1 protein-coding gene is annotated in these 355 nt (G+C 56.6%); it reads left to right on the forward strand.

The features are described 5' to 3' along the window. Positions 1-355, forward strand: a 355-nt coding sequence (locus tag NR126_RS28565) for an immunoglobulin-like domain-containing protein (protein ID WP_256832507.1), incomplete at both ends; no start/stop codon positions are given.

Genomic DNA, 355 nt, shown 5'->3' on the forward strand with positions numbered 1-355 from the left:
TTCACTGTCAGCATCAACAGAGCTCTCGCCGACGACTTGACCATCAAGCTGAGCAATGGCGGTACGGTTACCGTCAAAGCCGGTGATACCAGCGCGATCTACACCGCACCGATCCAAGGCGATGACGTCTACAAAGACGGCGGCCCGCTGAGCGTCACCATCGACAGCGCAACCGTGAAGGACCAGGTCTTCGAAGACCTGCAACTGAGCAAAGAACCGGGCGTGGTGCAGATCAATGACACCACCGACACCGTGACCGTCAGCATCGCCGGTAACGGTCCTGTGTTCGAAAACGCCAATCCAACCTTCAGCATCACCCTCAACCAGGCGTTGAAGGATGATTTGACCGTCAAAC

This window comes from Pseudomonas sp. Pse1 (genome assembly GCF_024519635.1).
Taxonomy (GTDB): domain Bacteria; phylum Pseudomonadota; class Gammaproteobacteria; order Pseudomonadales; family Pseudomonadaceae; genus Aquipseudomonas.